At 73.8% G+C, this 25,314-nt stretch carries 17 protein-coding genes; 5 read left to right on the top strand and 12 right to left on the bottom strand.

Features of this window, described 5'->3' with window-relative positions; genetic code table 11:
- Positions 1 to 48: 48 nt before the first annotated feature.
- The 5 genes from ACGF5T_RS09120 to ACGF5T_RS09100 form a co-directional block, all read right to left on the bottom strand.
- Positions 49 to 1,035: a nucleoside triphosphate pyrophosphohydrolase gene (locus ACGF5T_RS09120; RefSeq protein ID WP_392887314.1), complete on the bottom strand. Its 987-nt coding sequence runs from the start codon at positions 1,033 to 1,035 to the stop codon at positions 49 to 51.
- A 177-nt stretch (positions 1,036 to 1,212) separates the two neighbouring features.
- The gene (locus tag ACGF5T_RS09115; RefSeq protein WP_356608858.1) at positions 1,213 to 1,860 is read right to left on the bottom strand and encodes a SurA N-terminal domain-containing protein; all 648 of its coding nucleotides are present in this window, start codon (positions 1,858 to 1,860) and stop codon (positions 1,213 to 1,215) included.
- A 204-nt stretch (positions 1,861 to 2,064) separates the two neighbouring features.
- Positions 2,065 to 3,555: a serine/threonine protein kinase PkaE gene (pkaE, locus tag ACGF5T_RS09110; RefSeq protein ID WP_356609098.1), complete on the bottom strand. Its 1,491-nt coding sequence runs from the start codon at positions 3,553 to 3,555 to the stop codon at positions 2,065 to 2,067.
- Between the two features lie 38 nt (positions 3,556 to 3,593).
- Positions 3,594 to 4,208 (bottom strand): hypothetical protein, encoded by a 615-nt coding sequence (locus tag ACGF5T_RS09105; RefSeq protein ID WP_356608860.1) that lies wholly within the window; start codon positions 4,206 to 4,208, stop codon positions 3,594 to 3,596.
- Positions 4,209 to 4,462: 254 nt separating this feature from the next.
- Positions 4,463 to 6,841: an N-6 DNA methylase gene (locus ACGF5T_RS09100; RefSeq protein WP_366766777.1), complete on the bottom strand. Its 2,379-nt coding sequence runs from the start codon at positions 6,839 to 6,841 to the stop codon at positions 4,463 to 4,465.
- A gap of 186 nt (positions 6,842 to 7,027) precedes the next feature.
- Here ACGF5T_RS09100 and ACGF5T_RS09095 point away from each other — a divergent pair, with 186 nt between their 5' ends.
- Complete coding sequence (locus tag ACGF5T_RS09095; RefSeq protein WP_366766778.1) at positions 7,028 to 7,567, top strand: hypothetical protein; 540 nt, start codon at positions 7,028 to 7,030, stop codon at positions 7,565 to 7,567.
- 149 nt (positions 7,568 to 7,716) lie between these two features.
- On the opposite strand, the gene ACGF5T_RS09090 is transcribed toward ACGF5T_RS09095, so the two are convergent.
- Together ACGF5T_RS09090 and ACGF5T_RS09085 are read right to left on the bottom strand one after the other, a co-directional pair.
- Positions 7,717 to 8,460 (bottom strand): GNAT family N-acetyltransferase, encoded by a 744-nt coding sequence (locus ACGF5T_RS09090; protein ID WP_356608866.1) that lies wholly within the window; start codon positions 8,458 to 8,460, stop codon positions 7,717 to 7,719.
- Between the two features lie 97 nt (positions 8,461 to 8,557).
- Entirely contained in the window at positions 8,558 to 9,328 is a 771-nt protein-coding gene (locus ACGF5T_RS09085; protein WP_366766779.1) for an HNH endonuclease family protein, read from the bottom strand.
- Between the two features lie 144 nt (positions 9,329 to 9,472).
- Between ACGF5T_RS09085 and ACGF5T_RS09080 the strand changes: the two genes are divergently transcribed.
- A complete protein-coding gene (locus ACGF5T_RS09080; protein ID WP_356608870.1) occupies positions 9,473 to 9,667 on the top strand; it encodes an antitoxin in 195 nt (64 codons plus the stop codon).
- Between the two features lie 236 nt (positions 9,668 to 9,903).
- Here the strand turns inward: ACGF5T_RS09080 and mfd are convergent, their stop codons facing one another.
- From mfd to ACGF5T_RS09065, 3 genes are all read right to left on the bottom strand, one after another.
- Positions 9,904 to 13,437: a transcription-repair coupling factor gene (mfd, locus tag ACGF5T_RS09075; protein WP_356608872.1), complete on the bottom strand. Its 3,534-nt coding sequence runs from the start codon at positions 13,435 to 13,437 to the stop codon at positions 9,904 to 9,906.
- A gap of 304 nt (positions 13,438 to 13,741) precedes the next feature.
- Positions 13,742 to 16,306: an FtsX-like permease family protein gene (locus tag ACGF5T_RS09070; protein ID WP_366766780.1), complete on the bottom strand. Its 2,565-nt coding sequence runs from the start codon at positions 16,304 to 16,306 to the stop codon at positions 13,742 to 13,744.
- A complete protein-coding gene (locus tag ACGF5T_RS09065; protein ID WP_356608876.1) occupies positions 16,303 to 17,091 on the bottom strand; it encodes an ABC transporter ATP-binding protein in 789 nt (262 codons plus the stop codon). Before ACGF5T_RS09065 ends, ACGF5T_RS09070 begins: the two co-directional genes overlap by 4 nt.
- A 472-nt stretch (positions 17,092 to 17,563) precedes the next feature.
- Here ACGF5T_RS09065 and ACGF5T_RS09060 point away from each other — a divergent pair, with 472 nt between their 5' ends.
- The 3 genes from ACGF5T_RS09060 (at position 17,564) to ACGF5T_RS09050 (ending at position 21,480) form a co-directional block, all read left to right on the top strand.
- Entirely contained in the window at positions 17,564 to 19,165 is a 1,602-nt protein-coding gene (locus ACGF5T_RS09060) for an MFS transporter (RefSeq protein ID WP_392887306.1), read from the top strand.
- A gap of 201 nt (positions 19,166 to 19,366) precedes the next feature.
- Positions 19,367 to 19,873 (top strand): DUF485 domain-containing protein, encoded by a 507-nt coding sequence (locus ACGF5T_RS09055; protein ID WP_366766781.1) that lies wholly within the window; start codon positions 19,367 to 19,369, stop codon positions 19,871 to 19,873.
- Complete coding sequence (locus tag ACGF5T_RS09050; RefSeq protein ID WP_366766782.1) at positions 19,870 to 21,480, top strand: cation acetate symporter; 1,611 nt, start codon at positions 19,870 to 19,872, stop codon at positions 21,478 to 21,480. The genes ACGF5T_RS09055 and ACGF5T_RS09050 overlap by 4 nt, the downstream gene beginning before the upstream one ends.
- A 40-nt stretch (positions 21,481 to 21,520) precedes the next feature.
- On the opposite strand, the gene ACGF5T_RS09045 is transcribed toward ACGF5T_RS09050, so the two are convergent.
- On the bottom strand, positions 21,521 to 22,411 hold the full coding sequence (locus tag ACGF5T_RS09045; protein ID WP_356608882.1) for a cellulose-binding protein: 891 nt from the start codon (positions 22,409 to 22,411) through the stop codon (positions 21,521 to 21,523).
- Between the two features lie 167 nt (positions 22,412 to 22,578).
- Positions 22,579 to 25,311 carry an SUKH-4 family immunity protein gene (locus ACGF5T_RS09040; RefSeq protein WP_366766783.1) on the bottom strand — a complete coding sequence of 911 codons (2,733 nt, stop codon included), beginning with the start codon at positions 25,309 to 25,311 and terminating at the stop codon, positions 22,579 to 22,581.
- Positions 25,312 to 25,314: the final 3 nt, after the last annotated feature.

Here is a 25,314-nt window from a genome sequence, read left to right as displayed (position 1 = left end):
CGGGGTGGGGCGGGCGTCCGGGGTGGCCGGGTCGGGGCGGGTGGCCGGTCACCCCTCGACCTCCCTGATCGCGTCCCGGTAGGTGCGGGCCGCCGCTCTCAGGGCCGCCTCCGGGTCGGTGCCCTCGGACTCGGCGCGGGCGGCGAGGGCGAGGAGTTCGTAACCGACACCTTCGCCGGTGGGAAGGGGGACGGTGAGGCCCGCCGTGCGGACCCGGGAGGCGAGCTTGGCGGCGAGGGCGAGGCCGGGCTGGCCGAGCGGGACGCCCTCGGTGACCGAGGTGCGCTGCTTCTCGGCGGCCTTGGTGCGCAGCCAGTGCTCCCTGACCTCCTCGGGGGTGGTCGCCGTCTCGTCGCCGAAGACGTGCGGGTGGCGGTGGATCAGTTTGCTGACGATGGTGCCGGCCACGTCGTCCACGGAGAACGGGGCGTCGGGGTCCTCCTCGGCGATGCGGGCGTGGAACACGACCTGGAGGAGTACGTCGCCCAGTTCCTCGCGGAGTTCGTCGCGGTCGCCGTCCTCGATCGCCTCGACCAGCTCGTACGCCTCCTCGATGGCGTACTTGGCCAGGCCCTCGTGGGTCCGCCGGGACGACCAGGGGCATTCGACGCGGATGCGGTCCATGACCTGCACGAGGTCGAGGAGGCGGGCGCCCGGGAGGTCGTAGGAGGCGGGGAGCAGCTCCAGGTCGGGCATGGCCAGGCGGCCGGAGCCGGCGAGGCGGGCCAGTCCGTCGGTGAGCGCGGGGTCGCCCTCACCGGTCGCCACGACCACCACGGTCCGGCCGCCGGCGCAGGCCGCGACCAGCTCCTCGGCGGTCGGGGCCCCCTCGTCGACCCGTATGCCCGCCTCGCGCAGGTACGGGAGCTGCGGGTGCGCCGCGTCGGCGCACAGCACGCGGTCGGCGGTGCGCAGGGCCTGCCAGGCGGGCCAGGACAGCAGGCCGGGGGCCACGCGATGGCTCGTGGTGAGCAGGACGATGCGGCCGGGGTCGGGGGCGGTGCCGGGAGCGGCGTCGGCGCTGATTGCGTTCACGATCAGAAACGTAACGCACGCGGCTGACGGCGCCCTGAGTTGTCCACAGGGGCTGTCCACAAAGGCTGTCCACAGGGCGGTGCCCACCCGGCGTGTCCGCACGGGGTGCCCGTGCCGGTTCTCCGCCGCGTGGTCGCCCGGGCCTGTCCGTCGGTGGGCAGGCCCCGCGCAGGACCGTTACGCCGTCTGCTGGGAGCGCTGTGCCGTGATCTCCCGCAGCCACGGCGTCTTCGCGTCGACGCGGCTGCTCTTCTGGACGTCCCAGTCGCCGTAGCGCGGATTGAGGTCGACGTCGAGCTTGGCCGAGGCCTTGGACAGGGCCTGCCAGAACTCGGGACGGCTGGTGTCGGTGCCGAGGCTCTCGGCGAGCTTCTGGGCCTCCAGCTGGAGACGGAGGTTCTCGTCGAGGCGCTCGGGGGCGACACCGTACTGCTGCAGCCAGACCGTCTCCAGCTCCTTGGCGCCGCCGGCCTGCTCCTCCAGTCCGCCGCGCATCTTCTGCACCTCACCGCGGCTGACGGTCACCCCCGCGTCCTGGGCGGCGCGGTGCAGGACCCGGTCCAGGACCATGCTGTGCAGGGTGTCGCGGGTGAGGGTGCCGGTGCGGGCGACGACCTGCTGGTACTGGGTGTCGTCCGGGACGGCGGCCCGCTGCGCCTCGCGCACCTCGTCGACGCGGTTCTCCAGCTGGGCGACGGTGATCCGCTGGTCGCCCACGACGGCCGCCGCTCCCGGATGCGCGTCGTTGCCGCAGGCGGTGAGCAGGGGCGCCGCGGCGGCGATCGCGGCGGTGAGCAGGAGCGCGGTGCGACGGCGGCGGTGCAAGGAAGCCTCCCGTTGGAGATTGTGCGACGGTGCACAAAGTCTTGCGATGATCGATGGTAGGCAGTGGCCCGGCTCTGGCCAACCCATTCGACCAACGATTCACCGGGACTTCGGGCACCGCCGCGCCGTCCGCGCGGTCCGCCGGGGAGGGCAACGCCGTCCGCCGGGGAGGGCACGCCGTCCGCCGGGGAGGGCGCTCGGTCGTCAGCCGCGTACCTGGCCGAGCCACTGGAGGGTGCGCCGGACCTCGGCCGCCACCGGATGGCCGGGGCCGTGCAGGCGCTCCACGTCGTGCAGCAGCCGCACCAGCGTCTCGTGGGCGGCGGCGCGGTCGCCGAGGGCGAGCAGCAGGTGTCCGATGCGGCGGCGGACGTCGTGGGCGAGGTCGGGGTCGCCCGCGACGTACTGGTTCTCGTAGTACGGCAGCAGGGCGCGGTACTCGGCGAGAGCGGCGGCCGGTTCGCCGAGCTGCTCCAGGCACTGGGCGGCGTCGTAGCGGTGGCGCAGGGACTGCGGGTCGGCCTGACCGGCCTCGGCGGCGCGTTCGTCGGCGAGGCGGCGCAGCTCGGGCAGGGCACGCCGGTACTGGCCGTCGTCCAGGAGGGTGGCCGCGTACTGCTTGCGCAGGGTGCGCACGACCGGGGAGCGCTCGCCGTGCTGGGCCGCGGCGACGGGCAGGATCGCGCCGAGGATGTCGACGGCCTGGGTGATGCGGCCCTCGCCGAGGAGGCGTTTGACGTCGTCGACGGCTCGGGCGACGTCCGGCTTCTCGGCCTCGACGACGGGCGGGACGGGTGTCGGCTGCGGCGCGGGGGTGCGGGCCAGGTCCGGCCAGGGGGCGTGCGGGCGCACGAAGGGGCGGGTGGGGTCGAGGGGCCCGCCGGTGGGCATGGAGCGCGCGGGCAGCAGCAGTGCCAGGTGCTCGTAGACCTCCTGGGCGGAGGCGGGGCGGTGCTGCGGGTCCTTGGCGAGCAGGCGCAGGACCAGGGCTTCGAGCGCCTCGGGGACCTCGGGGCGGAGGCGGCGTACGGGCAGCGGGGGCTCGTACAGGTGCCGGTGGAGGACGCCGAGGGCGGTGGAACCGGCGAACGGGACGTCTCCGCTGAGCAGTTCGTGCAGGAGGACACCGAGTGCGTAGAGGTCGGTGTAGGGGCCGACGGCGCCGCCCATCGCCTGCTCGGGCGCCATGTAGGCGGGCGAGCCTATGGGGGTGCCGGTGTGGGTGAGACGGGTGGTGTCGGCGTCGATGACGGAGGCGACGCCGAGGTCGAGGACGGTGACGGTGCCGTCCTGCTTCACCATCACGTTGCGGGGCTTGAGGTCGCGGTGGACGATCGGCACGGCGTGCACCGCGCTCAGGACGGCGCACAGCTGCGCGGCCACGGCGACCGCCCACTGCCAGGGGTAGGGGTCGTGTTCGGCGAGGTGGTCGGAGAGGTCGGCGCCGTCGACGTACTGCATGACGAGGAACAGCTCCTCGCCCTCGCTGCCGGCGTCGTGCACGGTGACGAGGCCGGGGTGGTCGACCTGGGCGGTCACCCGGCACTCGCGCACGAACCGGCGGCGCAGTTCCTCGGCCTCCTGGCCGGCCACCTTGTCGGGGCGCAGCAGCTTCACCGCCACGCGCCGGTCGAGCCGTCGGTCGTAGGCCGTCCAGACCTGGCCCATGCCGCCCTGTCCGATGAGCGTGGACAGTTCGTACCGGTCGGCGACGACGCGTCCCGCCGCCACGGTCACCTGGCGTTCTCCTGGCCGCCGCTGCCGCTGCCGTCGTGCTTGCGGAGGTAGTCGCTCAGCTCGTCGAGTTCGGCGCGGACCTGGTCGATGCGGGCGGGCTGGGGGGTGCGCGGGGGCGGGGTGGGTGTCTGTGGCTGCGGGGCCCGGTACGGGGGCGGGGGCTGCTGCGGGACCGCCTGCGGGGGCGCGGGGGTGTAGTGGTACGCGGGCTGCGGGTGTCCGTATCCGGTGGCCGGGGGCCCGGGGGGCGGGTAGCCGGTGTGGAGGGGCGCCTGGTGGTGCCGGATGTCCGCGTAGAGGAAGTAACCGGCGCACGCGCAGGCGTTGAGCAACAGGATGACCATGCCCGTGGTGCCCTTCGGCGTGCTGAAGTCGTCCGTGTCGTCCGTGGCGAGCAGGCTGAAGCTGATCACCAGGACGACGGCCGACGCGCCGAAGGCCCACCAGTCGCGCGGTCTGCGGGAGACGATGGCCGCGTAGAGGGTCGATATCCAGGCGAGGAACCCGAGGCTCAGCAGGGGGAGCGCCACGAAGAAGACGCGCAGCAGGACCAGCACCGCGGTGTGGGGGCGGCGCGGCGGCGGTGGCGGCACAAAGCCCTGGCCGTGCATGACTTCTCCTGAAGGCCTGGTGAGGCGGACACACCGGAAGGTCCCGTGTGGGGACGAGCGTATAGGCCGACACGGACAAGCGGTCCCGGGTTGTACCGAACCGTTGCCGTGCTGGTCACTTCCCGTGCCCGGGGCGTCGGACGGGGCATCGGGCGGCTCGCCGGACGGGGCGTCCGTGGGGCCGTGGATCAGGCCGTCGGACGGGCTTCCGGCGGGCCGTCGACCGGGCCGCCGGACAGCCGCCGGGCAGGCCGTCAGTCCGGGGCCACCGAGCCGTCCGTGAGCCCGTCGTACATGCCCCGTACGAGCTGGTCGCCGAGGCGGCCCGCGCGTTTGAGGGCCCGGTCGAACTCGTCGAGGGCGCGGAAACGGGTGCCGTAGCGGTGCTGGGCGTCGAGCGGGAGCCGCGGCAACTGGAGGCGGCGTACGTCGAGGCGGGTGGCGGTGGAGGCGTAGCTGCTGGCCTGGCGGTTGTTGGCGGTGCCGCGCAGGAAGCCGGCGAGGAACCAGGGGTCGAGCGCGGCCGGGTCGGGGCGCAGAAGGACCAGGTTGCGCCCCAGGGCGGCGCCCGCGGTGGCGTCGTCGACCACGCGCGCGACGGAGCCGCCGCCGAGGACCGGGACGACGACGTCGCCGGGTTCGGTGAGCACGGGTTCCTCGTCGCTCTCCGGGAGGGTGCCGGAGGGGCCGGTGCCGGAGAGGACGTCGTGGTCGGTGAGCACGGGCACGCGCGCGTGGCCGCCGTGGGTGCCGGTGCGCACCACCAGGGCGCCCCCGCGGACGAGTTCGCCGACGGTGGTGAGCGGCCAGCGGGGCGCGGGCTGGGCGGGGTCGTGCGCGGGGGCGGGGGTGAGGTCGGCGGTCAGACGCAGGGTCTCACCGAGGCGTTCGCGTACGTCGGTGAGGCGTCCGGCGCCGTCGGCGGCCGTAGGGGGCGGCAGATGGCGGGCGGGTGAGAGGTCGACGTCGTCGTCGAGGAGGGCGATGACGGGCAGCGAACGGGCCAGGCCGGGCCGTTCGTCGAGACGCCCGGCACCGTCGAAGTCCCGCCAGGCGTCCAGCACGGTGTCCCGCACGGCCCGCCAGTCGGGGCCGCCCCGTCCCTCGCCGGCGAACTGCCCCACGTCGGCGAGCAGCACCTCGGGCTGCGCGGGGGCCTTGTCGGGCCGGCGCAGCACCCACAGGTGGAGCGCGATGTTGTACGGCGGTGCCGCGCCGACCGGCAGCGCGACCACGGCCCGCAGCGCGCCCCGGCGCAGCAGATCGGCGCGGACGCGGCGACCGGAGCGGCGGGAGGCGGCGGCGGGCGGCATGAGGAGGACGGCGGTACCGCCGTCCCGCAGGCGGGCCAGGGCGTGCTGCACCCAGGCCAGCTCGGACTCGGTGCGGGCCGGGAAGCCGTACTCCCAGCGTGCGTCGTAGGCGAGTTCGTCGTGTCCCCAGTTGCGCTCGTTGAACGGCGGGTGGCACAGGACGGCGTCGGCGCGCAGCTCGGGGAAGGCGTCGGCGCGCAGGGTGTCGCCGGCCGCGGCGCGGAGGCCGGCCCGGGTGTGCAGGGCGAGCCGGAGCCCGGTGAGCGCGGCGAGGTCGGGGGCGGCGTCCTGGGCGTGCAGTCGCTGGTCGGCCTGTTCGGGCCGGGGGGCCGGGCCGTCCGGCGCGGCGGCGCGCAGGAGGGCACCGGTGCCGCAGGCGGGGTCGAGGACGGTACGGGCGGGGCCGGCGAGGTCCGCCATCAGGCCGGCGAGGTCGGCGGGGGTGAGCGTGTACTGGCGGGGGTTGGCGTCGAGGTGCCGGCCGAGCAGGAACTCGAAGGTCTGCCGGGCGCCGAGTTCGGAGGCCAGTTCCGCGGCGCCTCGGAGGAGGGGGGTCGAGGGGAGGAGGGCGGGGCCCGTGAGGGTGTCGAGGGCGGGGGCGGACGAGGTGGGGGCCGCCGACGTGGGGGCGGGCGGGGTGCGGAGCTTCGCCACCGGGCTGTGGACGCTCGGCGAGTCGTGAACTGTCGGTGAGCTGTTCACAGTGGTCGGTGCCGTCACAGCGGGCTGCGTGTGAACGGCGGCACCCTCGGACTGCGCGTGAATGGCGGCGGCCGCGCGCTGCGTCTGACCGGCGGCGGCCGCGGGCTGTGTGTGAACCGCGGCGGACGCTTGCTCCCCGGAAGCCGCGTTCACAGCGGCGGATGCTCCGGTGGCGGGGCGGGCGCCATCTCCGCCCCAGCGGCCGCCGCGACCCCGGCGGGCCGGCCCGAAACGCGGAGTCAGTACCTGCTCCAACGCCTCGGGCAGCATCGCCGCGAGCCGTGCGTCGGAGCCGGCGCTCGCGTTGAGCCAGAGCGGTGGGCGGTCGTGGATGAGCAGCAGGACGCAGCCGACGTGCGTCAGTGCGGTGACCGGGCCCGCCGGATGCCCGGCCAGCTGCTGCCACACCCGCTCCCGGAGCGGGACCTCGGCGAGTTTGCCGTGCTCACGCAGCCAGCCCTCCACCTCGGCGAGGGCGAAGGAGGGGCTGGTCTCGGTGCCCCCCACCGGCCGGGGGAAGTCGGCGTGCCGACGGCGCCAGTTGCTCACGGCAGCCCGGCCGACGCCGGCGAGCCTCGCGATCCCGGCCGCGGTCACTTCCGTCGCGTTGTCCTGCACCCGCACGGCTCCCCTCATCGCTTGTGACGCCGAGCATACCGACGAGGGCGTGCGGGTGGTTCACGCCGTGTACGCGGGTATACGCGTGAACAGTGTTGACTCGGTTCACAGAGTTTGTTCTTATTGACCTCGCGAACGAGCAGTCGCCGGGAGAGGGCGGTTGCCGCATCGGGAGGGGACACAGTCATGGGTATGAAGACCAAGGTCGCGCTGGGCGCCGTGGTGGGGCTCGTCGTCATCGGCGCGGTGTCGGCGAACGCCGGTGACGGAGGCGGCGACGGCAAGAGCGACGGCCGGACCTCCGTCGGCGCCGACGAGAATCCCGGCGGCGCGAAGGCGGACGGCGGCGGCGCGAAGACGGACGGTGACGCGAAGGCGGGCGGCGGCGCGAAGGCGGACGGCAAGGCGGACGCCAAACCCGCCGAGGACAAGGCCGTCGAGAAGGCGTCCCAGGCCGAGCAGTTCAAGGCGTTCGTGGGGAAGAACGGGACCGCCGCGGAGAAGGACGCCGTGTCCCACGTCACCAAGGTGCAGGGCGCCGAAGAGCAGAACGACGTCCTCGACTCGGCCGACGTCTACACCGACTTCACCGGCGGAATCATGGGCGAGGGAACGGGCCCGGCCAACCTCATCGCCTCCGCGTTCGCGGACTGGAAGCAGAGCGAGAACGGCCTCGTCACCGTCTACGACGCCGACGGCGAGCTGCTCGGCAACGGCACCTTCTGACCGCCGGGTTTCCGGCCGCTGGGTTTCCGGCCGCCGGGTTTCGGCCGTCCGCGCGGCGGCCACGAGCCTCGAAGACCACCACACACGGCGCCGGGGCGCGGGCGCCGCCGGATCGGGGGCGAGGGAGCCGGCGGTCACGCGCCGTCAGGTCACAACGGGTGCCGCATCCACACGTTCGGCTCGACGTACACCGCGTACCCGCGCTCCGGTTCACAGCGCACCGGCACCAGGGCGCCGGGGACCTCGACGTCCCCGGCGGTGTCGAAGGGCAGCCCGGTCCAGCTCCGCCACTGCTCCAGCGAACCGGAGACGGTCATGGAGGCCGGGGCCACGGAGTCGAGGGTGGCGCCGGCCCGGGCGTGGACGCGCAGCCACGGGTCGTGGGGCAGACCGTCGGGACGCAGACGGCGGGCGTACTCCTCGATGGGGGCGTGCGGTTCGAGGTGCTTGGCGCTGGGGCGGACGGGGGCGACGACCTCACGGAAACCGCGGGCACGGGCGTTGTCCCGCATGGCGGCGAGCATCCGGCCGGAGAGACCGCGCCCTTGCGCGTGCGGGGCGACGGTGACGGAGATGGCGCTGACGGTGTCGGTGGGGTCGCCCCGGCGCAGGTCGCCGAAGGCCCAGACGAGCACCTCGCCCCACCCCCGGGCGGGCAGGGTGCCGCGCCCTTCGCGGTGCAGGGCGAACGGCACGCTGTGGCCGTGGGCGACGACTTCACCGTGCTCGTCCTCGGCGAACTGCACGTACTCCGGCAGTTCGGCGGCGATGCGCGGGTAGTGGGCGTTGCCCGACAGGTCCTCCACGGCGAAGGCCGGCCAGCTGTCGGCCATGGCGCGGACCCGGTCCACCATCTCCGGGCGCTCGGCGAGGCTGGATATCTTCAGCTCCATGCGGTCACCGTAGCCAGGACGGCCGACGCTCCGGAAACGGAATTCGGCACGGCCGACGGCCCGAGGTCAGCCTTCACCGACCCCCCGGTCCCCCGCGTCAGCCGCCGCACTGGCGCAGCATCGCCTGCCGGTCCGGTGCGGTCACCGCGAGTTCGTACTTGACGGCGACCTGCGCGAACCGCACCGCGTACGCGCACCTGACCGACTTGTTCGGCGGCAGCCAGGACGCCGGGCCGGAGTCCCGCTTGGCGGAGTTGGCGCGGCCCTCGACGGGGAGGAGGTTGAGCGGGTCGTTGGCCAGTTGCTCGCGCTTGCTCTCCGCCCACCGCGAGGAACCCATCTGCCAGCTGTACGACAGGGGCACGACGTGGTCGATCTGGACCTCGCTCGCGTCCTGCTTGCGCCACTCGATGGTGGTGCGGGTGTACGGGTCGTCCAGCGTCATGGCGACGACCACGCAGTCGGAGCCGGAGCGGAAGCGCAGGTCCTGGCCGTCGCGTTTCAGCAGGTCGTTCCGCGTGTCACAGCCGTTCCTCGCCAGCGGTACGCCCTCCACCGAGTCCATCCACGCGTACCCGAACTCGTCGCGGTCGTAGCCCGTCCGCGGGCCGCGCCCCTTGGTGCGCAGGCCGTCGATGAGGTCCCGGGCCGCCGCCTCCTGGGCGTCGCCCGTGATCGGGGCGAGGCCGGGCTCGGTTCCGTCCGGGTTGCGCAGGGGGCTGACGGCCTGTCCCGCCGCCGGTGCCTCGGCGCCGCCACCGGGCGGCGAGGACCCCTCCCCGCCCGGGCCCTCGCAACCGGTGACCAGCGCCAGGGCGAGGACCGCGACCGCGGCCCCTCCGGTACGGATCCTGCTGTGCCGCGTCATGCGTGCCCTCCCCTTGCCGTTCGCCGTACCACCGTAGCGACGGAGAGGTTCAGACCATAGGGGGCCCAAAGAGCCCCTAGTGGGCATACGCGGCATATCTGTCGTACGGTCGACTGTGAGTCACGTCCCGGAAGGAGCTCCTGCATGGGCATCCTCGACAAGATGAAGAGCATGGCCGGCAAGGACAAGGACAGGTCCAGGAAGATGTCCGACGCCGCCGAGCAGCAGGTCAACCAGAGGACCGGTGGCAAGCACCAGAAGCAGGTCGACTCCGCGCAGCAGCGGGCCGAGGGCAAACTCGGCTTCGGGCGCGAGCAGGGCGGCCCCGATCAGCGGTAGAGCACTTCCGCGCCGCGCACACACCGAAGCCGTCCACGGGACCTGTCCCCGTGGACGGCTTCGCGCGTGACGGCTTCGCGCGTGCCCGGCTCAGGGCGGGATCTGCTCAGGGCGGGACCTGCTCAGGGGGGACCCGCTCAGGGCGTGACCGGCTTCGCGCGTGGGCGGCGTCCCGGGCGGGCGACTGCGACCCGCCGGACCGGCGGCTGACCACCACCCGCCGGGCCGGCGGCTGGCTACGACCCGAGGATCGAGGTCAGGAACTCCCCCACCCAGCCCAGCAACTCGCGTCCGACCAGCGGCTTGCCGCCCACCTTCGCGGTCTTCGGACGCGGTACGAGGACCTGGTGGGCGCCCGCCTTGATGACGCTGCCGGGGTAGAGCCGCTTCAGCCTCAGCTCCTGCGACTCGCGCAACTCCACCGGCGCGAACCGGATGTTGTTGCCCTGGAGCACGATGTCGCCGACGGCGCACGCCCGCGCGAGCATGCGCAGCCCCGCCACCAGGAGCAGGTTCTCCACCGGTTCCGGCAGCTTGCCGTAGCGGTCGACGAGTTCCTCGCGTACGGCCTTGACGTCCTCCTCGCTGTTGGCGGAGGCGATGGACCGGTACGCCTGGAGCCGCAGCCGCTCGCCGGGGGCGTAGTCGTGCGGGACGTGCGCGTCGACCGGCAGCTCGATCTTGACCTCCAGCGGCGGCTCCTCCTCCACACCGCCCTCCAGGGAGGCGCGGTAGTCGGCGACGGCCTCGCCGACCATCCGCACGTACAGGTCGAAGCCGACGCCCGCGATGTGGCCGGACTGCTCGCCGCCGAGCAGGTTGCCGGCGCCGCGGATCTCCAGGTCCTTCATCGCCACGTACATGCCCGCGCCCATCTCGGTGTGCTGGGCGATGGTGGCGAGCCGCTCGTGCGCGGTCTCGGTCAGCGGCTTCTCCGGCGGGTAGAGGAAGTAGGCGTAGCCGCGCTCGCGGCCTCGGCCGACCCGGCCGCGCAGCTGGTGGAGCTGGCTGAGGCCGAAGTTGTCGCCGCGCTCGACGATGAGGGTGTTGGCGTTGGAGATGTCGATGCCGGACTCGACGATGGTCGTGGAGACCAGGACGTCGAACTTCTTCTCCCAGAAGTCGACGACGACCTGTTCCAGCGCCTGCTCGGACATCTGGCCGTGGGCGGTGGCGATGCGCGCCTCGGGCACGATCTCGCGCAGCTTGGCCGCCGCGCGGTCGATGGACTCGACGCGGTTGTGGATGTAGAAGACCTGCCCCTCGCGCAGCAGCTCGCGGCGGATGGCGGCGCCGATCTGCCGGTGCTCGTAGGGGCCGACGAAGGTCAGCACCGGGTGGCGCTCCTCCGGCGGGGTGGTGATCGTCGACATCTCGCGGATGCCGGTGACCGCCATCTCCAGGGTGCGCGGGATGGGGGTGGCGGACATGGTGAGCACGTCGACGTTGGCGCGGAGCTTCTTCAGCTGCTCCTTGTGCTCGACGCCGAAGCGCTGCTCCTCGTCGACGATGACCAGACCCAGGTCCTTGAACTTCGTCTCGGAGGAGAAGAGCCGGTGGGTGCCGATGACGAGGTCCACCGAGCCCTCGCGGAGCCCTTCCAGGGTCGCCTTCGCCTCGGTGTCGCTCTGGAAGCGGGACAGCGCCCGCACGTTCACCGGGAACTGCGCGTACCGCTCGCTGAACGTGCCGAAGTGCTGCTGCACCAGCAACGTCGTCGGGACGAGGACGGCGACCTGCTTGCCGTCCTGGACGGCCTTGAAGGCGGCGCGGACCGCGATCTCCGTCTTGCCGTAGCCGACGTCGCCGCAGATCAGGCGGTCCATGGGGACGGTCTTCTCCATGTCCTCCTTGACCTCGGCGATGGTGGTGAGCTGGTCCGGGGTCTCCGCGTACGGGAAGGCGTCCTCCAGCTCGCGCTGCCAGGGGGTGTCCGCGCCGAAGGCGTGCCCCGGTGCCGCCATGCGGGCGCTGTAGAGCTTGATCAGGTCGGCGGCGATCTCCTTGACCGCCTTCTTCGCACGGGCCTTGGTCTTGGTCCAGTCCGCGCCGCCGAGGCGGTGCAGGGTGGGCGCCTCGCCGCCGACGTACTTGGTGATCTGCTCCAGCTGGTCGGTGGGGATGTACAGCCGGTCGCCGGGCTGGCCGCGCTTGGCGGGGGCGTACTCCACCACCAGGTACTCGCGGGTGGCGCCCTGCACGGTGCGCTGGACCATCTCGATGTAGCGGCCCACGCCGTGCTGCTCGTGGACGATGTGGTCGCCCGCCTCCAGCGTGAGCGGGTCGATGGTCTTGCGGCGCCGGGCCGGCATCCGGGCGCCCTCGCGGCCCGCGGCCTTCTGGCCGGTCAGGTCGGTCTCGGTGAGGACGGCGAGCTTGAGCGCCCGGTCGACGAAGCCGTGGTCGACCGAGCCACAGGAGACGTGCACGACGGAGGGGCCGAGGGTCGTGAGGTCGTTGTCGAGACGGGCCGGGATGCCTTCGCCGCCGAGGACCTCGACGGTGCGGGCGGCCGGGCCGTGGCCCTCGGTGAGGTAGACCGCGCGCCAGCCGTCGGCGAGCCAGCCCTTGGTGTCGGCCAGCGCCTTCGCGGTGTCCCCGCGGTAGGTCTCGGGGGCGTGCATGCCGAGCTTGAGGGTGTCGGCGTCCTCCAGCGCGTCGTCGGCGGCGAAGGGCGAGACGGACCACCACATCATGTCCAGCTCGCGGGCCCGCTCCCGGACGTCCGCGATGGACCACAGCGAGGCCGCGTCCACGTCGATCGGCGCCTCGCCCCCGCCCGCGGTGGCCGCCCAGGAGGCCTGGAGGAACTCCTGGCTGGTGGCCACCAGGTCGGCGGCCCGCGTGCGCACCCGCTCGGGGTCGCAGACCACGGCCATCGCGCCCTTGGGCAGCACGTCGAGCAGCAGTTCCATGTCGTCGACGAGGACCGGGGCCAGGGACTCCATGCCCTCGACCGCGATGCCCTCGGCGATCTTGCCGAGCAGCTCGCCCAGCTCGGGGTGGTCCTCGGCGAGGACTCGGGCCCGCTCGCGCACGTCGTCGGTGAGCAGCAGCTCGCGGCAGGGCGGGGCCCACAGGCCGTGCTCGGCGACCTCCAGGGAGCGCTGGTCGGCGACCTTGAAGTAGCGGATCTCCTCGACGTCGTCGCCCCAGAACTCCACGCGCAGCGGGTGTTCCTCGGTGGGCGGGAAGACGTCGAGGATGCCGCCGCGCACGGCGAACTCGCCGCGCTTCTCCACCAGCTCCACGCGCGCGTACGCCGCGGCCGCCAGGGCCTGGACGACCTCCTCCAGGTCGGCGCTCTGTCCGGAGCGCAGCGCCACCGGCTCCAGGTCGCCGAGGCCCTTGACCTGCGGCTGGAGCACGGAGCGCACGGGGGCGACGACGACCGAGACGGGTCCGGTCTCGGGGTCGTCGGCGCGGGGGTGGGCGAGGCGGCGCAGGACGGCCAGGCGGCGGCCGACGGTGTCGCTGCGGGGGCTGAGGCGCTCGTGCGGGAGGGTCTCCCAGGAGGGGTACTCCACGACCCCCTCCGGAGGCAGCAGGGAACGCAGGGCCGCCGCCAGGTCCTCCGCCTCGCGCCCCGTCGCCGTCACCGCCAGCACGGGGCGGCCGGTCTCGCGGGCCAGCGCGGCGACCGAGAAGGCGCGGGCGGCGGGCGGGCCGACCAGGTCGACGTGCATGCGGTTGCCGTCTGCGGCCGCCGAGATCGCTTCCGCGAGGGCGGTGTCCTTGACGACGGCGTCGAGCAGACCGTGCAGGCTCATGGAGAGGGCGCTTCCGTCCTGAAGATGTGCAACGCGAACAACCCGGCGTGATGAGGGCCGGGGGTCTCCAGCGTACGACGCCGGGCGGGCCGGCGCCGGGGGCTGTGGACGGCGTCCGCCGCCGGGTCGCCGGCGTGCGCGCCGGCTCGGGCGGACTCCCCGCACCGCGAAACCCCGCCGCCGAGACACCTGCCGTGCGCCGGGCCCGCCGGAGTCCCCGCACGAAAGCGCCCGGCGCCGGAGTCCTGAGGACTCCGGCGCCGGGCGCTCCCCCGCAACCCCCGTATGCGGTGGCTTCCGGTCGCTACTCCGTCGCGATGGCGTTCAGGACGTTCATCCGGCCCGCGCGGAAGGCCGGGACGAGCGCCGCGAACAGGCCCACGAAGGCCGAGCCGACGAAGACGCCGATGATCGTCGGCCAGGGGATGTCGAGGACGTTCAGTCCCTCCAGGGCGAGCAGCTTCTGCGCCGTGGCGCCCCAGCCCATGCCCAGCCCCAGGCCCAGCAAGGCGCCGAAGAGGGCGATGACGACGGACTCCATGCGGATCATCCGGCGCAGCTGGCGGCGGGAGAGGCCGATCGCCCGCATGAGGCCGATCTCGCGGGTCCGCTCGACCACCGACAGGGCCAGCGTGTTCACCACGCCGAGGACGGCGACGATGATCGCCAGGGCGAGCAGGCCGTAGACCATGTTCAGCAGCTGGCCGATCTGGTCCTTCAGCTCCTGCTTGTAGTCGGTCTGGTCGGCCACCTGGTACTGCGGGTAGGGATCCATCGACTTCTTCAGCGCCGCGTACGCCTGCTCCGCCTGGCCGTCCGCGGCCTTGGCGAACATGATCGTGTTCGGCGGGACGCTGTCGGCCGGCAGGTACTTCCGCATCGTCTCGATGCTGATGTACCGCGCGCCCTGGTCGATGGCCACGTCGTCGGACGTGATCGCGGCGACCTTCAGCTCGGCGGTCTCGCCGCCCTTGAAGGCGACGGAGATCGTGTCGCCGACGTGCACGTCGTGCTCGGTCGCGTAGTCCGAGCCGACCGACATCGCGTCGGCGCCGTAGGCGGCGGTCAGCTCGCCCTCGGTCGTCGCGCGGTTCACGTCCTCGGCGTAGGTCGGGTCGGCGGCCGTGATGCCCTCGTCGTCCTTCTTGCCGTCGGGCGAGGTCAGGGTGGCGTCGAGCATCTTGTAGCGGGTGACGTGGTCCAGGCCGGGCGTCTCCTGCATCGCCTTCTCGGCCTGCGGCACGATCCGCTGGCTGCCCTGGACGATGAAGTCCGCGCCGACCGTCTTGTCCAGCTCGCTGGTGGCCGAGGCGACCATGGAGGAGCCGACCACCGACAGGCAGGCCACCAGCGCGAGGCCGATCATCAGGGCGGCGCCCGTGGCGCCGGTGCGGCGCGGGTTGCGCAGGGCGTTGCGCTCGGCCAGGCGGCCCACCGGACCGAAGGCCCGCAGCAGCACCACGCTGATCGCCCGGACCACGATGCCGGCCAGCAGCGGCCCGATGACGACGAAGCCGATGAGGGACAGCACGATGCCCACACCGAGCATCAGCGAACCCTCGCTCGCCTTGTCGGCACCGGCGGCCGCGAGCAGGGCGGCGGCACCGGCACCGGTGAGGACCAGGCCGATCAGACCGCGTATCCAGCCGGCCTTGCCGTCGGCGGGTGTACCGGCGTCGCGCAGGGCGGCCATCGGGGAGATCTTGCCCGCGCGGCGGGCGGGCAGGTAGGCGGCCAGGACGGTGACGACGATGCCGAGGATGAGGCCGACCACGGGGGTGGCCGTCTTGACGGTCAGGTCGTCGGTGGACAGGTTCATGCCCGCCGTCGACATCAGCTTCATCAGGCCGACGGCGATCCCGACACCGGCCGCGACGCCGAGGACCGAGCCGACGACGCCGAGGAGCAGCGCCTCGACCAGCACCGAGCGGTTGACCTGGCTGCGGGAGGAGCCGACGGCCCGCATGAGGCCGATCTCGCGGGTGCGCTGGGCGACCAGCATGGAGAAGGTGTTGATGATCAGGAAGATGCCGACCAGGAACGCGATCCCGGCGAAGCCGAGCATCGCGTACTTGATGACGTTCATGAACTCGCCGAGTTCCTTGCGGTTCTCGTCGGAGTTCTCCTTCGCCGTCTGCACCTTGAAGGTGCCGTCCGTGGCCCCGGAGACGCTCTGCTTGAGCTGCGCGTCGGAGACACCGTCCGCGGCGGTGACGTTGAACTGGGTGAACCGGCCGGTGGCGCCGAGCAGTTCGCGCTGGGCGGTGGCCGTGTCGAAGTAGACGACGGCGGCGCCGGGGTTGGTCACCGTGAAGGAGGCGATGCCGACGATCCTCGCCTTGAAGTCGCCGGTCTGCGCGATGGTGCGCAGTTCGTCGCCGAGCTTCAGGTCGTGCTTGTCGGCGGTGTCGGCGTCGACCATGGCCTCGGTCGGCCCGCGGGGGGCGTGCCCGGAGGTGATCTCCATCGACCGCAGGTCGTTCTTCGTCCAATTGCCGGCGATGGTCGGGGCGCCGCTGGTGGCGCCCACGTTGTCGTTGTCGGCGTCGACGACGGTCACGTTCATGGAGGCGACCGCGCCCTCGGCGGACTCGACGCCCTCGGCCTTGCGGACCTGCTCCAGGGCGGACGCGGGCAGCGCCGCGGGCACGCCGTTCTGCGGGGTCTCCTCGCTCTTGGCGTCCTTCGGCATGACCGTCACGTCCGACGACGTGACGGCGAAGAGCTTGTCGAAGGTGGTGTTCATGGTGTCGGTGAACACCAGGGTGCCGCAGACGAACGCCACCGACAGCAGCACGGCCACCGCGGAGAGCGCCATGCGGCCCTTGTGCGCGAAGAAGTTGCGCATCGAGGTCTTGACGACGGTCATGACGTGCGCCCCCGGGCGTCGAAGTCCTTCATGCGGTCGAGGACGGTGTCCGCGGTCGGCTCGTACATCTCGTCCACGATGCGGCCGTCGGCGAGGTACAGGACCCGGTCCGCGTAGCTGGCGGCGACCGGGTCGTGGGTGACCATCACGATGGTCTGCCCCAGTTCGGTGACCGACCGGCGCAGGAAGCCCAGCACCTCGGCGCCGGCCCGCGAGTCGAGGTTTCCGGTCGGTTCGTCACCGAAGATGATCTCGGGCCGCGCGGCCAGTGCCCGCGCCACCGCGACGCGCTGCTGCTGGCCGCCGGAGAGCTGGTTCGGCCGGTGCTTCAGCCGCCCGGCGAGCCCCACGGTCTCGACGACCCGGTCCAGCCACGCGCGGTCGTACCTGCGGCCGGCGATGTCCATGGGCAGCGTGATGTTCTCGATCGCGTTCAGCGTCGGGAGCAGGTTGAAGGCCTGGAAGATGAAGCCGATCCGGTCCCGGCGCAGCTGCGTGAGCTTCTTGTCCTTCAGGCCGGTGATCTCGGTCTCGTCCAGGTAGATCTTCCCGCCGGTGACGGTGTCCAGGCCGGCCAGGCAGTGCATCAGCGTCGACTTGCCGGACCCCGACGGGCCCATGATCGCGGTGAACTGGCCGCGGGCGATGTCCACGTCCACGTGGTCGAGGGCGACGACCCGGGTCTCGCCCGACCCGTAGGCCTTCACGACCTGCCGCGCTCGCGCGGCAACGGCCGTACGCCCTCCAGTGTCCCCGTGCCTGGGAATGGTTACGGCCGATGTCATGTCAAGTCTCCTATGTCGGTCATCGTCCGGGCCGCCGATGCCGGCGGTGGACGCTGCGCGCTACCGCTTCGCGTGAACTCGGTGCGTGGACGTGGTGCGTGAACGTGGTGCGTGGAAGGTGTCGCTGCTACGTCGAGAAGTCTGGCCGGAACCAGGGGTCGGGCGCGCTGAGGTTCAGCGCACTCTTCCGCTGGGGAAAACCCCACCCCCGTGGGTCCGGTTCGCCGCCCCCCAGCGGCGTAAAGCCAGATTAAGGACGCGCGCGGGCCGTCTCGTCCTCCGTCGGTACGAACCCTCCCCGACCCCTGGTACGGAGGTACCCCTAGGGGCAGTCCACCCTCCGGGGGAGGCGGTCTCGGGGTAGGCCTCCCCCCTTGGTCGCACCGAGCCTCACCCTGCCGTCGCACCGGTATCAAATGGCAAGCTGATCCCGGCGGATGGATGCAGGGGGAACGCAAGGGAGGGCACCCGGGTGGACGGCGCGGACGGCGCGGAGAGCACCAGGCCGGTGACACACGGCGCCGGGCGGGGTACGGGCCCGGACCGGCGCGGTCCGGTCGTCGCGGCCCTGATGCTCGCCATGGCGCTGGCGGCGCTGGACGCCACGATCGTCTCCACCGCCGTCCCGCAGATCGTGGGCGACCTCGGCGGCTTCTCCCTCTTCTCCTGGCTCTTCTCCGGCTACCTGCTGGCCGTCACGGTCACGCTGCCCGTCTACGGCAAGCTCTCCGACACCTTCGGCCGCAAACCGGTCCTGGTGGCGGGGGCGGCGCTGTTCCTCCTCGGCTCCCTGCTGTGCGCGCTCGCCTGGAACATGGGCGCGCTGATCGCCTTCCGGGTCCTGCAGGGGCTGGGCGGCGGCGCCCTCCAGGGCACCGTGCAGACCCTTGCCGCCGACCTGTACCCGCTTCAGGAGCGGCCGAAGATCCAGGCCAGGCTGTCCACGGTGTGGGCGGTCTCCGCGGTCACCGGCCCCGGCATCGGCGGCCTGCTGGTCGCCTACGCCGACTGGCGCTGGATCTTCCTCGTCAACCTGCCTGTCGGCGCGCTCGCCCTGTGGCTGATCGTCCGTCACCTGCACGAGCCGGCGCGGGAGCGGCGCACGGCGCGCGCACGGGTCGACTGGGCGGGCGCGCTGGCCGTCTTCGCCTGCGGCGGCGTGCTGCTCGCCGCCCTGGTGCAGGGCGGGGTGGCCTGGCCGTGGCTGTCGGCTCCCTCGCTCGCCCTGTTCGGGGCGGGTCTCGCGCTGCTGGCGGCCGTGGTGGTGATCGAGCGCCGGGCGGTGGAGCCGATCATCCCCGGCTGGGTGTGGCGCCGCCGTACGATCGCCGCGGTGAACCTGGCACTCGGCGCGCTGGGCGTGCTGATGGTGGCGCCGGCCGTGTTCCTGCCCACCTACGCCCAGTCGGTGCTGGGTCTGGCGCCCGTGGCGGCCGGCTTCGTGCTCTCCGTGTGGACGCTGAGCTGGCCGGTGTCGGCGGCCCTGAGCCAGCACGTGTACCGCAGGATCGGCTTCCGGAACACGGCGGTGCTCGGCATCGGCGCCGCGGCCCTGCTCCTGTTCGCCTTCCCCTTCCTGCCCTACCCCGGCGAGGCCTGGCAGCCGGCCCTGCTGATGCTGCTGCTCGGCGCCGCGCTCGGACTGTTCCAGCTGCCGCTCATCGTGGGGGTCCAGTCCACGGTCGGCTGGTCGGAGCGGGGCACCGCCACCGCGTCGATCCTCTTCTGCCGGCAGACCGGACAGACGCTCGGCGCGGCGGCCTTCGGCGCCATCGCCAACGGGGTGCTGGCGGCGCGGCTGAGCGGGACGGGCGCCGACCTCGGGAACGGCGAGCACGGGAACGGCGCGCACTCGACCGGCGAGTTCGTCGAGGCCGGGGCCGGCGAGCACGGGGCCGGCGCGCTCGACTCGGTGACGAGGGCGCTGGACTCGGGGGCCGCCCACGAGCCCGTACGGAGGGCGATCGCCGACGCCGTGCACGCGGTGTACTGGGGCGCGGCGGGTGCGGCGGCGCTGGCGTTCCTGGTGCTGCTCGTGGTCGCGCCACGCCGGTTCCCGGTGCTGAAGGACTGAGGTCCCGCGGGCCGGCACCTGTGGAAAAGCCCAGGTTAACGCGGGTAACACCGTCCGATCGGACCGCTCGGCGCATACCGACCGACCAGTTGGGCCAAAACTCAGCGCTCCACGTGACCGGCGAGTAACGTGCGTGGCCCGCCGCCCCCCACCTCCCTGCGGTCCGCCGCACCGGACCCGAGCCGCGCAAGGAGCACCGGGATGTCCTACGACCCGTCCCCGTCGTACCCGCACCGGCCCCCACCACCCCCGCAGCAACGCCCGCCCTACCCGTCCCACGCCCCCGCCCCGTCCCCCCACGGCGCCCGCCCCCGGCGACCGGCGGAGCCGTCCCCCTCCCCCTTCGCCGCCCCCGCCCCCTTCGCCGCCCCCGCCTCCCGACGGGCGCCGCGCCGGGCCGCGCTCGGGCACCACAGCGACCTGCGGGTCCTGCGCAGCGCCTACCGCTGGCAGCGCCGCACCGCCACGCTCACCGCGCTCGGCTACTTCACCCTGTTCCTGCTCCTGTCCGCCTACGCGCCCGGCCTCATGAGCGGGACCCTCGTCGGCGGGATACCCACCGGCCTGATGTTCGCCCTGGTCCAGCTGCCCGTCACCTGGCTGGCGATAGCCCTGTACGAACACACCGCCCGCCGGCGTGTCGACCCGCTCGCGGACCGCATCCGCAAGGAGGCCGAACTGGACGCCCGGCGGAGGGTGGCACGATGACGGAGTTCAGCGGCAACGCCCAGACCATGTCCCTGGTCGGCTTCACCACCGTCGCCACCATCACGCTGCTGCTGTGCGTGATGACCGGCCCCGACCGGGACGACCTCGACGAGTTCTACACCGGCTACGGCTCGCTGTCCCCGATGCGCAACGGCCTGGCGATCGCCGGCGACTACATCTCGGCCGCGACCGTGCTCGGCACCAGCGGCGTCATCGCCCTCTTCGGCCACGACGGCGTCGTCCTGGCGCTCAGCACCGCCCTGTCGCTGATGCTGCTGATGTTCCTGCTGGCCGAACCCCTGCGCAACGCGGGCCGCTTCACCATGGGCGACGCGTTCGCCCGGCGGATGCCCGGACGCGGCGTCCGCGTCACCGCCTGCGCGGTGACCCTCGCGGCGCTGCTCCCGCTGATGCTGGTGCAGCTCGCGGGCGCCGGCCAACTGCTCGCCTTCGTCCTCGGCTTCTCCGGCGAGTCACTGGAGACCGGCTGCATCATCGGCCTGGGCGTACTGATGATCAGCTACGCCGCGATCGGCGGGATGAAAGGCACCGCCCTCATCCAGATCCTCAAGATCGTGATGCTGCTCGGTTCGGGCGCCGTGGTCGCCGTACTGATCCTGAACCGCTTCGACTGGGACCCGGGCGCCCTGTTCGACGCGGCGGCGGACCGCAGCGGTGCGGGCGAGGCGTTCCTCAACTCCGGCCTCCAGTTCGCGGGCGGACCGCACCCCGAGGTGGACATGGTCACCGCGCACCTGACCGTCGTCCTCGGCGGCGCCTGCCTCCCCCACGTCACCATGCGCATGTACACCGCGTCCTCGGCCCGCCAGGTGCGCCGCTCGATGTCCTGGGCGGTGTCGGCCGTGGCGCTGTTCGTCCTGGTCATCACGGTCGTCGGCTTCGGCGCGGCGGCCCTGGTGGGACGGGAGACCGTCATCGGCGTCGACCCGCAGGGCAACACCGCCTACCTGCTGGGCTCCCAGGCGGCGTTCGGCGCCCAGGTGTCCACGGCGGAGACGTTCCTGTTCACGACGGTCACCACGGCCGTCTTCCTCACCCTGCTCGCCTCCGTCGGCGGGATGATCCTCGCCTGCGCCAACTCCCTCGCCCACGACGTGTTCGCCGCCCGCGTCCGGGAACTGTCACCGCGCCGCGAGATGGCCCTCGCCCGCGTCTCGGCCCTGGCGGTGGGCGTCCCCGCGATCGTCCTCGCGACCCTCGTCCAGCACCGCAGCCTCCAGCCCCTGGTCACCCTGTCCTTCTGCCTGGGCGCCTCGGCCCTCGCCCCCGCCCTCGTCTACGGCCTCTTCTGGCGCCGCTACACCCGCACCGGACTGCTCAGCACCCTGATCGGCGGCTCGCTGGCCGTCCTGCTGCTGATGCCGGGCACCAACCTGGTCTCCGGCTCGCCCGTCTCCGCCTTCCCCGACGCCGACTTCAACTGGTTCCCGTTCACCACCACGGGCCTGGTCACCATCCCGCTCGGCTTCGCCTTCGGCTGGCTGGGGACGGTGCTGTCGGGCCGGCGCAAGGCGGAGGAGCAGCGCCGCGCCTACGAGGCCGTGGAGGGCTGGATCCTGGCCGGAGCGGTCCGCCGGGGCGAGTGAGGCGCGACGCTCCCGGAGCCACGGCCGGGAGCCCCGCGCCTCACTCCACCGCCCGCCCCGTCAACGAACTGAGGTTGCTGCGCACGGAGGCCATCTGGGCCTGGAGTTCGTCCCACCGCTCCCCATGCTCGCGCAGCAGCCGCTCCGTCTCACGGGCGATCCGCTCCTGCCGTGCCCGGGCCTCGGCGACCACCTCGGCCGCCCGGGCCCGGGCCTCCTCCTGCCGCCGCGTGGCGGCCTCCTCGGCGGCGGCCAGGGCCCGCCGCGCCGCGTCCACGCCCTGCTCGGCGCGGGCCACCAGCTCCGCGTGGCGGGCGTCCAGCGCCCGCGCCCGCTCGTCGTGCTCGCGCTCGGCCGCGGCGCGCCGCCCGGCGTGCTCCCTGTCCTGCTCGGCCAGCATCCCGGTGGTCCGCCCGCGCATGTCCCGCAGGGCCGCCAACGCCTCCGCACGCCCGGACCGCACCTCGCGCCGCGCCTCGATCCGCGCCTCGTCGGCCTCCGCACGCGCCGCGAGCAGCCGTTGCCGGGCCCGCTCGTCGGCCTCGGCGCGCACGGCGTCGGCGTGCGCCCGCGCCGCCTCGTGCAGACCGGCCGCGTACGCCCGCGCCTCCTCCGCCAGGCGCTCCGCCGCACACCGGCCCTCCTCCCGTACGGCCTCGGCCTCCTCCTGACCGAGCAGGAACAGGCGCCGGGCGCGCTCCCCGAGCCCCGCGTAGTCCTGCGAGGTGAGGTGTGCGGCCGCTTCCCGCAGCTCCGCCAGCTCCTCCCCCATCTCCCGGGCGAGCACGGTCAGCCGGGCCGCCCGCTCCCAGGCCGCGTCGCGCTCCTCGGAGAGGGCCGCCGCACACGCCTCCACCTGCTCGGGACGGTAACCGCGGTCCCACCCGCGTACGGTCACGAAGTCGTGCGGAGACGCCGATGCGCTGCTCATGCTCATCACCCCTGCGGTGAACCTGCCGCACTGAATGGACCCGACCGACTTTATGGAGCGGGCGTAACCCAACATAATGCGACACACCGCACGGAAACGGGTGGGGCCCGGTCGCCCCTCAGGACGACCGGGCCCCACCCGTCGGACGCGTCAGCGGTGACGAACCGTCACAGCAGCCCGTCCCACATCTGCTCCAGCAGCACCGACCACCAGCTCTCCGGCGAGCCGAGCGCCGCCGGGTCCAGCGCGGCCAGCTGAGCCTGGAAGTCCACCGTCCAGCGGCCCGCCTGCTCCTGGTTCAGCCCGAACCGCAGCCGCCACATACGGCCCAGCAGGGCCAGGCTGCGCGCGAACTCCGGCAGCCCCGTGTTGACGAACTGCGGCGGCACGGGCGCCCCGCCCGGACCGGCCTCCACCGGCACCGCCACGATGGCCGCCGTGCCGTACTGCACGCAGATCGCCCGGCCGAAGTCACTGCCCACGACGAGGTACGAACCCGCGTCCGGGGCCGGCTGCACCCCCCGCTCGGCCGCCAGCTCCGCCAGCGTCGGCACCGGGCGGCCCGGCTGGGCCTGCGCCCAGAAGAACGGGCCCATGTCCATCGGCAGACCCGCCGCGACCAGCGTGTGTGCCACGACCGGCGGCACACCCTGACGCGACACCGCGGCCTGCTCGAACCGGAAGACCCCCGGACCGAACGCGCCGCCCAGCTCCTGCCCGATGACCTCCGGCGGCACCGGCGGCACCGGCTGCACGGGCGGCAGCGGGGCACGCACCGGCGCCGGCCGGGCCGGCCCGTCGGCCACCTGATGCAACTCGCCCTGGTGCTCGAGCAGTTGCTGCATGCCCTGCTGCCGGCTCGCGTGGTCCGTGCCGTACGGGGCGATGGAGGTGATCCGCGCCTGGGGCCACTGCTCGCGGATCATCCGTGCGCAGTACGCGCCCGGCAGCTCACACGACTCCAGCTCCGTGTGCAGCTCCAGCACCTGGTCCGGCGGCACGTTCATGGCGCGCAGCTCGTGGAAGATCTGCCACTCCGGGTGCGGCGTGCCCGGCGCCGAACGCCGGATCAGCTGCTGCTCGGAGCCGTCCTGGGCGCGGTAGCGCAGCACGGCCTGGTAGCCCGGGCCGACGGTCGGCAGACCGGCGGGCGGCTGCGGATAGCCGTACGCGGGCGGCTGCCCGGGCACCGGCCCACCGGGCGGCGGCATGGCACCCGGGGGCGGCATGGCACCGGGCGGAGGCATGGCACCGGGCGGCATGGGCTGTGCGGCGCCGGGGACACCCGGAGCCCCGGGAACGCCCTGGGCCCCGGGGGCACCCGGGACGCCAGGAGCACCCGGCGGCGGCGGAGGCGCACCCGGGCCGGCCACCGGCGGCGCGGCCAGCACGGTCTGGGCGTGGTGCACGGCACCGCCCGCCCCACCGGAGGAACCCTGGCGGCCGGGCGCACCCGGAGCCGCGGGGGGCGGCGGCGTGCCCGGCCCACCCGGAGCCGCGGGGAACGGAGGCGTGCCCGGCCCACCGGACACCCCGGGGGCGCCCGGCGCACCCGGAGGCGCGGGCGGCGCGGGGGGCCCGGGCTGCTGGGGCGCACCGCCACCCGTCCGGCCCGGGTCGGCCAGCATCGTGGCGGCGTGGTGCATCCCGCCCGGGGGCGTCGTGCCGCCGGGGGCGCTCGGCGGAGGCGGCGTCCCCGGCGCACCCTGACCGGCGGGCGGCTGCGGCGCGTTCGGCGGAGGCGGCGTACCGGGGCCGTTGCCCGGACCCTCGGGGCCGAGGGACGACACCAGCTGCGTCGGCACGTAACCGCCCGCCGGCGTTCCCGGCGTTCCCGGCGCGGACGGCGGGGGCGTCCCGCCGGGGCGCACGCCCGGCACGCCCGGCGCGCTCGGCGGAGCCGGGGTGGTGGAACCACCGCCCCGCCGCGGCGGGGGCGTCGCCTTGCTGGTCGCCGCGTCGGCGATGTCCCCCGCGTCCGGGCGGAGCGGCCGGGCCGGCGTGGCGGGCGCACCCGCACCCGCACCCGCCGACGGCTGCGCCGGTGACGCGGGCGCCGACGTATCCGCTCCCGCGGGCGCGGCCGAGGCGTTCGGGTCCTCGATCGCGGGGGCGACCGCCGTCGGCGGAAGCCGGCTGCCCCCCGAGAGCAGCGCCGTCTTGGCCTCCGGCGTGGCCGCGGGCGGCGGCGTGCCGCGGTCCGCACTGCTCAGCGGCGGCGCGAACACGGTCTCGGGCAGCGGCACCGAACGGTCCTCACCGGCGTCCGCGTTGGTGTCCGTCCCCGCCCAGGGCGTCGCCCCCGCCGGCGCGCCCGCCGCGGAAGAGCCGGCACCACCGGACCCGGCGGCCGGCCACACCGCACCGCTCGACCCCGCGTCGGCCGAGGCCGCGGGAGCCGCCGGCGCGGCGGGGAACGCGGACGGCTCGGGCGCCGTCGGCACCCCGGCCTGCGTCTCGGGCAGCGCCCCGGGCCCCGCGTCGGCACCGGCGGCGGCCGCGCCGCCCCCCTGCCGCCGATCCGGAATGCCCAGCTTGTCCGCCGCCTCCTGCAACCACTCCGGCGGGCTCAGCAGGAACGACGTCTGATTGAGGTCCACCCGCGCCGCGGGCGCCGACGCCGGCTCCGCGGCCTCCTCGGGACGGCCGTACTCCTCCTCGTACCGGCGGATGACCTCACCCACCGGCAGCCCGGGCCACAGCGTCGCCTCACCGCTGTCCCGCGCGATCACCAGCCGCTGCGCACCCCCGTCCGAACGCGGCCCGTCCGCACGGTCCTCGGCCCACACCACGAACCCGAGGTCGAACTCCCGGACCCGCACCTCGCGGTGCTGGTACGACGGCAGCTCGCCGTTGACCCACTCCTCCGCGCGCTCCTGCGCCTGCGCGAACGTCACCATCGC

Origin of the sequence: Streptomyces sp. NPDC047853, from assembly GCF_043204535.1 — a bacterium.
Lineage (GTDB): Bacteria > Actinomycetota > Actinomycetes > Streptomycetales > Streptomycetaceae > Streptomyces.
Note: the sequence above shows the minus strand (reverse complement) of the source record. Positions and strands in the feature narration are given on the sequence as shown.